Source organism: Paraburkholderia sp. (genome assembly GCF_036488505.1).
Taxonomy (GTDB): domain Bacteria; phylum Pseudomonadota; class Gammaproteobacteria; order Burkholderiales; family Burkholderiaceae; genus Paraburkholderia.
Genome location: NZ_DASXHN010000070.1, coordinates 1 through 8167, shown reverse-complemented (window position 1 = coordinate 8167; position 8167 = coordinate 1). Strand labels below are relative to the sequence as shown.

Below are 8167 nucleotides of genomic sequence, written 5' to 3'. Positions count from 1 at the left end.
TTCGGCGACCGCGGCCTCGGCCGCGCGGCGCCGTTTCGGCAGGAAAACCAGTTTGTCCGCGACCCATGCGACGCCCGTCAAAACGACGAGCACAAAAAGAATCAGCGCAAAATTCATAGGGTTCCGTTATTCAGCTTATTTGTCTTCGACACGCAGGATCGCGAGGAAAGCCTCTTGTGGAATCTCGACCGAGCCCACCTGCTTCATTCGCTTCTTGCCTGCCTTCTGCTTTTCGAGCAGCTTCTTCTTACGCGTAATGTCACCGCCGTAGCATTTTGCCAGCACGTTCTTACGCAACGCTTTAATGTTTTCGCGCGCAATGATGTTCGAGCCGATCGTGGCCTGCACCGCCACGTCGTACATCTGGCGCGGGATCAGTTCGCGCATTTTCGCCGCTACTTCGCGGCCGCGGTACTGGCTCTGCGAGCGGTGCACGATCACCGACAGTGCGTCGACCTTGTCGCCGTTGATCAGCATGTCGACCTTGACGACGTCGGACGCGCGATATTCCTTGAACTCGTAATCCATCGACGCATAGCCGCGCGAGATCGACTTCAGGCGGTCGAAGAAATCGAGTACGACCTCGCCCATCGGGATTTCATACGTGAGCTGAACCTGACGGCCGTGATACTGCATGTTGATCTGGTTGCCGCGCTTTTGCGTACACAGCGTGATCACCGCGCCGACATAGTCCTGCGGCATGTACAGGTTGACGGTCACGATCGGCTCGCGCACCTCTTCGATCTTCGATGGCTCCGGCATCTTGGCCGGGTTCTCGACCATCAGCGTCGTGCCGTCGCGCTGCAGGACTTCATAGACCACCGTCGGCGCCGTGGTGATCAGGTCCATGTCGAATTCGCGTTCGAGACGTTCCTGCACGATCTCCATGTGCAGCAGACCGAGGAAGCCGCAGCGGAAACCGAAGCCGAGCGCCTGCGACACTTCCGGTTCGTACTGCAGCGACGCGTCGTTCAGCTTGAGCTTTTCGAGGGAGTCGCGCAGCGCGTCGTACTGATTCGCCTCGACCGGATAGAGGCCCGCGAACACCTGCGGCTTCACTTCCTTGAAGCCCGGCAGCGGCCCGCTGGCCGGCTGGTTCACGAGCGTGACCGTATCGCCGACTTTTGCCGCCGCCAGTTCCTTGATGCCGGCGATGATGAAGCCCACCTGCCCCGCCGCCAGCGCTTCGAGATTCTTGGATTTCGGCGTGAATACGCCAATGTGCTCAACCGGAAATTGCGCGCCGGTCGCCATCAGGCGGATCTTGTCCTTGGGACGCAGCGTGCCGTTGACGATACGCACGAGCATCACGACGCCGACGTAGTTATCGAACCAGGAGTCGATAATCAGCGCTTGCAGCGGTGCTTGCGGATCACCTTTCGGCGGCGGGACTTTCGCGATCAGCGCCTCCAGCACGTCCTCGACGCCAAGCCCGGTCTTCGCGCTGCATTGGGTCGCGTCGGTCGCGTCGATGCCGATCACGTCCTCGATTTCGGCGATCGCGTTTTCAGGATTCGCCGCTGGCAGGTCGATCTTGTTGAGCACCGGCACCACTTCGACGCCAAGTTCGATCGCCGTGTAGCAGTTCGCAACGGTTTGCGCTTCCACACCCTGGCTCGCATCGACGACCAGCAGCGCGCCTTCGCAGGCGGATAGGGAGCGGCTGACTTCGTACGAGAAATCGACGTGTCCCGGCGTGTCGATCATATTGAGGTTGTAGATCTGCCCGTCGCGGGCGCGATACGTCAGTGCGGCGGTTTGCGCCTTGATGGTAATGCCGCGCTCGCGCTCGAGATCCATCGAGTCGAGCACCTGGGCTTCCATCTCGCGGTCCGACAGTCCGCCGCAAATCTGGATGATGCGATCGGCGAGCGTCGACTTGCCATGGTCGATGTGCGCAATGATCGAGAAGTTACGAATATGATCCATTCAGTACCGATCAAGCGAAAAGGCGCGCCCGGACAATAGCGGAGCACGCCTTGTAAGTAGGTGAAAAACCTATCTATTTTAGCCGAAAAGGCTATCGGCCGGCGCATCTTGCGAGGCCGGGACGCAAAGAGAGGGCGGAGGATGCGGGAAATTCGACGTGGACGACATCATGATGCCGCGGCACTTTGCGACGCATGCACAGTCAGCGCGGCACGCACCCGCGTTTCGTCGAGATGGTAGTGACACAACTCGGCGCCGTCGCAGACGAGAACCGGCACCCGTTCGTTATAACGCGCTTCCAGTAACGGGTCGGTGTCGACGTCAATCACAGTCAGTTGCGCGCCGAACTCTGCCAGCAATGGTTCGAGCGCGGCGCGCATGTCTTCGCACAGGTGACACCACGCGCGCCCGAAGAGCGTGAGCGATGCCGGTTTCGTCATTTCTGCGCGCGCGGACGGACCGGCACGAACTGCGTGTTGTCGCCGCGGCGAACCAGTAGCGCGACCATCTTCTGCGGATCGAGGTGCGACGTCAGATCGTCGAACTGCTTCGCGCTCGTGATGTCCGTATCGCCGACCCGCAGGATGATGTCACCTTTTTGCAGCCCGACGCGCGCGGCCGGGCCATCGACCGCGTCGATCTGCACGCCGTTGTGGATCTTCAGGTCGCTCTGTTGAGCGGCCGGAATATCGCTGACAGCGATGCCGAGCGCATTCGTCGCGCGCTGCTTCGGCGCCTGCGGCTTTTTCTGATCAGCCTTCGCGACCTTGTCCGGCTGCATTTCGGCGATCGTGACCGGCAACTCGTGCGTCTGTCCCTTGCGCCACACCGTGAGCGTCGTTTTGGTACCCGGCTTCGTATCGCCGACCATGCGTGGCAGGTCGGTCGCGGTATCGACCGAATGGCCGTTGAACTTCAGAATGATGTCCCCAGGCTGCACGCCGGCCTTGTCGGCCGGGCCGCCCGGCTCAACGCTGCTGACGAGCGCGCCTTGCGCCTTCGGCAAGCCGAGTGAATCGGCGACGTCCTTCGTCACTTCGCCGATCGCCACAGCGATACGGCCGCGCACCACCTTGCCGGAACTCTTGAGCTGATCGGCCACGCGCATCGCTTCGTCGATCGGAATCGCAAACGAAATGCCCATGAAACCGCCGGTGCGGCTATAGATCTGCGAGTTGATGCCGATCACCTCGCCCTGCATGTTGATCAGCGGTCCGCCAGAGTTGCCCGGATTGACGGCCACATCCGTCTGAATGAACGGCAGATAGTCGCCGGTGTCGCGCCCCTTCGCGCTGACGATGCCGGCCGTCACCGTGTTCTCGAGACCGAACGGCGAGCCAATCGCGACCACCCACTCGCCCACGCGCACCTTGTTCGAATCGCCGATCGTGATGGTCGGCAGGTTCGACGCATTGATCTTGACGACCGCGACGTCGGTGCGGTCGTCGACGCCGATCAGCTTCGCCTTGAATTCGCGCTTGTCGGTCAGCGTGACGTAAATGGTGTCGGCATCGTCGACGACGTGTGCATTGGTCATCACATAGCCATCCGCGGACAGGATGAAGCCGGAGCCGACCCCGCTGTTCTGCTCCGCGTCGTTGTTGTCCGGCGCGTCCTGGCTACCGCCGCTGCCACCGCCACCCCCACTGCCGCCGCTGCCACCATTGTCGCCGCCGCGCGGCGCGCCAGGAGATTGCGGCGACTGCGGCAACGGAATGCCGAAAAAGCGCCGGAAGAATTCGGACATGTCGCCGTCGTCCATGCCCGGCGGCAAGCCGCCTCGGGCACCGCTGTTCGACACGCGCGTTGTCGTGCGGATGTTGACGACCGCCGGGCCGACCTTGTCGACGAGGTCAGTGAAGTCGGGCAGATTGGCAGCGGGCGCCGCGGAGGCCATATGCGGCACAAGCGGCAAACACGCCGCCACCACTACGGTCGCGAGGAATTTGCGCACCGAAAAAGTCGTCATATCGTAGCAAGCCGAGGGATTTCAGGATTCGGAAGGTTACTTCGGAGCTTTGTATTCTATGGCAGACGCGAATTGCTGCAATGTGGTTTGGGGCACTTCGCCAAGCAGGGTAATCCAGAAGTTGCCTTGGCGCTTGACCAGCACGTGCGTCGCGCCGCTATTGCCTGTGCCTTCCTTGCGCGAATTGTTTTCGACCGGCTCGACGAACACCGAAATGGCTGCGAGGCCGTCGGAAAACACTGCCTGATCGACCGGAATAGGCGGCTGCCCCGCTTCGCGCGATGCCATCGGACGGCGCAACTGGCGGATCATCCGAAATCCCGGCACCGACGGCGTGATCTCCCAGCCCTGCGCGGCCATATCCACCGGCTCGACCGGGGGACGCACTACCGTCCATCCGGCCAGATTACGGATGCCGTTGACGATCCCGGCTTTGTCGACCGGCACGCCGATCCGCACTTGCGAGAAAGACAGCTGTTCGAGCACCTGGCCGCTCGGGTCGAGCGTTTGCGCGCGCAGCAGTAGCCCGGTCTTTTTGTCAGCCCACAGCTTGTAGGCGAACCGGTATGCGTCTTTCGGATCGAGCTCCAGCACGACGCTGTCGACACCCGCGACCCGGTCATCGCCGAGCATCTTCGGTTCATAGACGGACAGCACCTGCTCGCCGCTCACGGCCAGCAACGCGGGGAAAGAGTCTTTGTTCTGACGCTTTTCGACGACCACGAGACGCCGCTCCGGCACGAACGTGAACATGTCGTCGTTATGCCGCAGCATCTTGCGCGGCTTGCCGTCGAGGCTTTCGAGCTGCTCGAACTGGCCGTCGGAGTGGGTCGAATAATGGGCGATGCGCGACGTCTGCACAAAATCGCCGCGCTGATAAACGAACGCGCCCTCGTAGTTCTCTTGCTGGGCGGCCTGATGAATACGATCGAGCAGTTCGGCCGCGGCGCGATGCGCGGCGCTTAGATCGTCGGTTTGTGCAAAGACCCGCGGTGTGGCGGACAACAATACGGCTGCGCAGAAGAGGAATGCTGGCAACCGCCCCCAGATAGTCGTTTTATTCAACCGCGAAGTCTGCATCAAACTATTGGCCCTGCGTGGAGACTGAAGCAGCGCGAATCACCGGCATCGAACCCGCCATGACCGGTTGTTGCGCGAACTGCTGGTGAGCTTCGAGATATTGATCGAGGCTGGCGTCGCGAATGATGTTGGCGTCTTGCGACGACTGGCCCGGCACCGACGCCATAGCAACACGCTGCACCGCATCGCCCCGCGACGCCAGTTGTGCGCCCGAACCGCCCGGCACACCCTGCAATTGCGGCACAACGATCCACGTCAGCGTGGCGGCCGCGGCGGCGACCGCGAAGGCCGGTACGACACGGCGGCGCAGCCCAAGCAGACTGCGCGCAACAGCCGAAGCCGCGACGGCCGGCGCCAGCACGTGCGGCTCGCTTTCAAGACGCGTGGCGAAACCGCTCAGAAATGCACTGCTTTTCGTAGGACTGATCGCCAGCTCGTCGGACCGCAACGCATCGCCGATCAGATGGTAGCTCGACCAGGCGGCGCGATCGTCGCCGTCGAGCGCGGAAAGAAACTTGTCCAGATTCAAGTGATCTTCGCCGAACAGCTCACCGTCGACGAAAGCGGACAGACGCTCGCCTTGCGAACTCGCTTGCGATTGCATCGAGAAAGACCCCATGATGCTCCCCATCTTTACGAATACCCCGTAGTGACACCACTAATCCAGATATTGCACCCATGCCCCGCTCGGCCGACTGGACGCTTCGCAGCTTACCAGCGCTTGCCTTCAGGTGTGTCAAGCAGCGGGCGCAATTTTGCCGCAATGGCTTCGCGAGCGCGGAAAATTCGTGATCTGACCGTGCCGATTGGGCAACCCATCATCTCGGCGATTTCCTCGTAGCTCAAACCCTCAATTTCTCGAAGAGTAATGGCGGTGCGCAATTCTTCCGGCAAAACCGCCATCGCAGCATTGACCGTCTCGGCGATCTGTTTGCTCATCAACATCGACTCAGGCGTGTTGATATCCCTTAGTTGGTCGGCGTCCGAGAAAGTTTCAGCTTCTTCAGCATCCGCTTCGGTCGACGTGGGCGCCCGACGGCCTTGGGTGGCAAGGTAGTTCTTCGCGGTATTAACCGCAATACGGTACAACCACGTATAGAACGCCGATTCCCCGCGAAACTGGGGCAGCGCGCGATACGCCTTGATAAAAGCGTCCTGTGCGACATCTTCGACTTCGGCGGGGTCCCGCACGAGGCGCGAGATCAGCCGGAGAATCTTGCGGTGGTATTTGGAGACCAGAAGCTCGAACGCGGCCTTGTCGCCCTTCTGGACGCGCTCGACCAGCACCTGGTCAATTTCTTTTTCGCTCACCTGATAAATCCGTTAACTATGGGGCGCATGGCGGGGGACCATTGTAGCGTCCCGCTGGTCGCGGACGTTACTACGGAAGCAGCGGTTACAGTCGTTACAGTCAGACGCCGGCCGCACGCCGGCCGAGCACGGAAAGTTCGCGAAAGACGGGGGTCGCCAGCGCGTCGGCCGGCAGCAGCAAGGTGTGTGCATCAGCGCGAAAACCAGTCGACGGAGCCCGTGTTCCGCGACCTTCAGGCTGGAGTGCGAGCACCAGTAGAAAGCCGGCCCACTGCGCACAGCCGACGACGCGCCCCTGCGCGAGTAGCAGTCCCGCCCCGTTCCAGGCGGAAAGTCCGTCCGGTCCGATTTGCAGCGCCACCGGCTGCGCGGCGTCATACCTCGCCGCGCACAGCCCGAGCAATGCCGCTACGGCGAACGTCAGCGGAGCGGCGCGCCATGTGTCCAGATGTGCAGCCAAGCAGCCATGGACGGCTAACGTCGCAATCAGCACGAAAGCCCCCAACGCGGCGCGCAGCGCCGCAGAGCGACGCAGCGCAATCCGCTGCGTCGCTCTGCCCAACGTTGCGACTTCGGGGGCAAGCGCCGGCAAAGCCGGCGTCGTCGACTGGCGCGTCACCTGTTATCAGGCGATCAGGCGCGCTTGAACACCAGCGTGCCGTTCGTGCCGCCGAACCCGAACGAGTTCTTCAGCGCGATGTCGATCTTCATTTCCCGCGCTGTGTTTGCGCAGTAGTCGAGATCGCAGGCCGGGTCCTGGTTGAAGATGTTGATGGTCGGAGGCGACACCTGGTGATGCACGGCGAGCACCGTGAACACCGACTCCAAACCGCCAGCGCCGCCCAGCAGGTGACCCGTCATCGACTTGGTCGAATTCACGACCATGTTTTTGGCGTGGTCACCAAACGCGCGCTTGATGCCGGTGGTTTCCGCGAGATCGCCGAGCGGCGTGGACGTGCCGTGCGCGTTCAGGTAGGTCACCTGATCCGCGTTGATGCCCGCGTTTTTCATCGCCGCCAGCATGCACCGGCGCGCGCCGTCACCATCTTCCAGCGGAGCGGTCATGTGATAAGCGTCGCCGCTCATGCCGTAGCCGCTCACTTCCGCGTAGATCTTCGCGCCGCGCGCCTTCGCGTGCTCGTACTCTTCGAGCACCATCACGCCGGCACCCTCGCCCAGCACAAAGCCGTCGCGGTCCTTGTCCCACGGACGGCTCGCGGTCGCCGGATCGTCGTTGCGTTGCGACAGCGCGCGCGCCGCCGCAAAGCCGCCGATACCGAGCGGCGACACGGTCGATTCCGCGCCGCCCGCGATCATCACGTCGGCGTCGCCGTATTCGATCAGACGTGAAGCCTCGCCGATGCAATGCAGACCGGTCGTACAGGCGGTGACGATCGCCAGATTCGGGCCTTTGATGCCGAATTTGATCGACAGATGGCCGGAGATCATGTTGATGATCGATGCCGGCACGAAGAACGGCGATATACGGCGAGGGCCACGATTAAGCAGTTCGGTCTGCGTGATCTCGATCATCGGCAGACCGCCGATGCCCGAGCCGACCACGACGCCGATGCGCTCCGAATTCTCGTCGGTGACTTCGAGACCGCTGTCCTGCATCGCCTGGATGCCGGCAGCCACGCCGTAATGGATGAACGTATCCATGTGGCGTGCTTCCTTACCGGCGATATAGTCCTCGATATTGAAGCCCTTCACCTCGCCAGCGAACCGGGTCGAAAAGTTCGACGCGTCGAACTTCGTGATATTGGCAATACCCGACTTGCCGGCGACCAGATTGGCCCAGCCATCGGCAACATTATTGCCAACAGGCGAAATCAGCCCCAGGCCTGTAACAACAACACGACGGCGGCTCACGGTAAC

General features: G+C 61.9%; 8 protein-coding genes and 1 pseudogene. All 9 read right to left on the bottom strand.

Annotated elements, in window-relative coordinates:
* Positions 1-117, bottom strand: a pseudogene (locus VGH68_RS04065) (signal peptidase I); the annotation flags it as partial.
* 18 nt (positions 118-135) lie between these two features.
* A complete protein-coding gene (gene lepA / locus VGH68_RS04060; protein ID WP_331602211.1) occupies positions 136-1929 on the bottom strand; it encodes a translation elongation factor 4 in 1794 nt (597 codons plus the stop codon).
* A gap of 167 nt (positions 1930-2096) precedes the next feature.
* Positions 2097-2369 carry a glutaredoxin family protein gene (locus tag VGH68_RS04055; protein WP_331602210.1) on the bottom strand — a complete coding sequence of 91 codons (273 nt, stop codon included), beginning with the start codon at positions 2367-2369 and terminating at the stop codon, positions 2097-2099.
* Positions 2366-3898 (bottom strand): DegQ family serine endoprotease, encoded by a 1533-nt coding sequence (locus VGH68_RS04050; RefSeq protein WP_331602209.1) that lies wholly within the window; start codon positions 3896-3898, stop codon positions 2366-2368. The genes VGH68_RS04055 and VGH68_RS04050 overlap by 4 nt, the downstream gene beginning before the upstream one ends.
* A 36-nt stretch (positions 3899-3934) precedes the next feature.
* Positions 3935-4978: a MucB/RseB C-terminal domain-containing protein gene (locus tag VGH68_RS04045; protein WP_331602208.1), complete on the bottom strand. Its 1044-nt coding sequence runs from the start codon at positions 4976-4978 to the stop codon at positions 3935-3937.
* Positions 4979-4982: 4 nt separating this feature from the next.
* Entirely contained in the window at positions 4983-5597 is a 615-nt protein-coding gene (locus VGH68_RS04040; RefSeq protein WP_331602207.1) for a sigma-E factor negative regulatory protein, read from the bottom strand.
* 92 nt (positions 5598-5689) lie between these two features.
* Positions 5690-6289 (bottom strand): RNA polymerase sigma factor RpoE, encoded by a 600-nt coding sequence (gene rpoE, locus VGH68_RS04035; protein WP_006051939.1) that lies wholly within the window; start codon positions 6287-6289, stop codon positions 5690-5692.
* Positions 6290-6389: 100 nt separating this feature from the next.
* Complete coding sequence (locus VGH68_RS04030; protein WP_414696891.1) at positions 6390-6782, bottom strand: hypothetical protein; 393 nt, start codon at positions 6780-6782, stop codon at positions 6390-6392.
* A gap of 140 nt (positions 6783-6922) precedes the next feature.
* Positions 6923-8161 carry a beta-ketoacyl-ACP synthase II gene (fabF, locus tag VGH68_RS04025; RefSeq protein ID WP_331602212.1) on the bottom strand — a complete coding sequence of 413 codons (1239 nt, stop codon included), beginning with the start codon at positions 8159-8161 and terminating at the stop codon, positions 6923-6925.
* Positions 8162-8167: the final 6 nt, after the last annotated feature.

Bases quoted from the DNA above. Each gene is read 5' to 3' on its own strand.
- lepA (WP_331602211.1), bottom strand. From the start codon at position 1,929: ATGGATCATATTCGTAACTTCTCGATCATTGCGCACATCGACCATGGC.
- VGH68_RS04055 (WP_331602210.1), bottom strand. From the start codon at position 2,369: ATGACGAAACCGGCATCGCTCACGCTCTTCGGGCGCGCGTGGTGTCAC.
- VGH68_RS04050 (WP_331602209.1), bottom strand. From the start codon at position 3,898: ATGACGACTTTTTCGGTGCGCAAATTCCTCGCGACCGTAGTGGTGGCG.
- VGH68_RS04045 (WP_331602208.1), bottom strand. From the start codon at position 4,978: ATGCAGACTTCGCGGTTGAATAAAACGACTATCTGGGGGCGGTTGCCA.
- VGH68_RS04040 (WP_331602207.1), bottom strand. From the start codon at position 5,597: ATGGGGTCTTTCTCGATGCAATCGCAAGCGAGTTCGCAAGGCGAGCGT.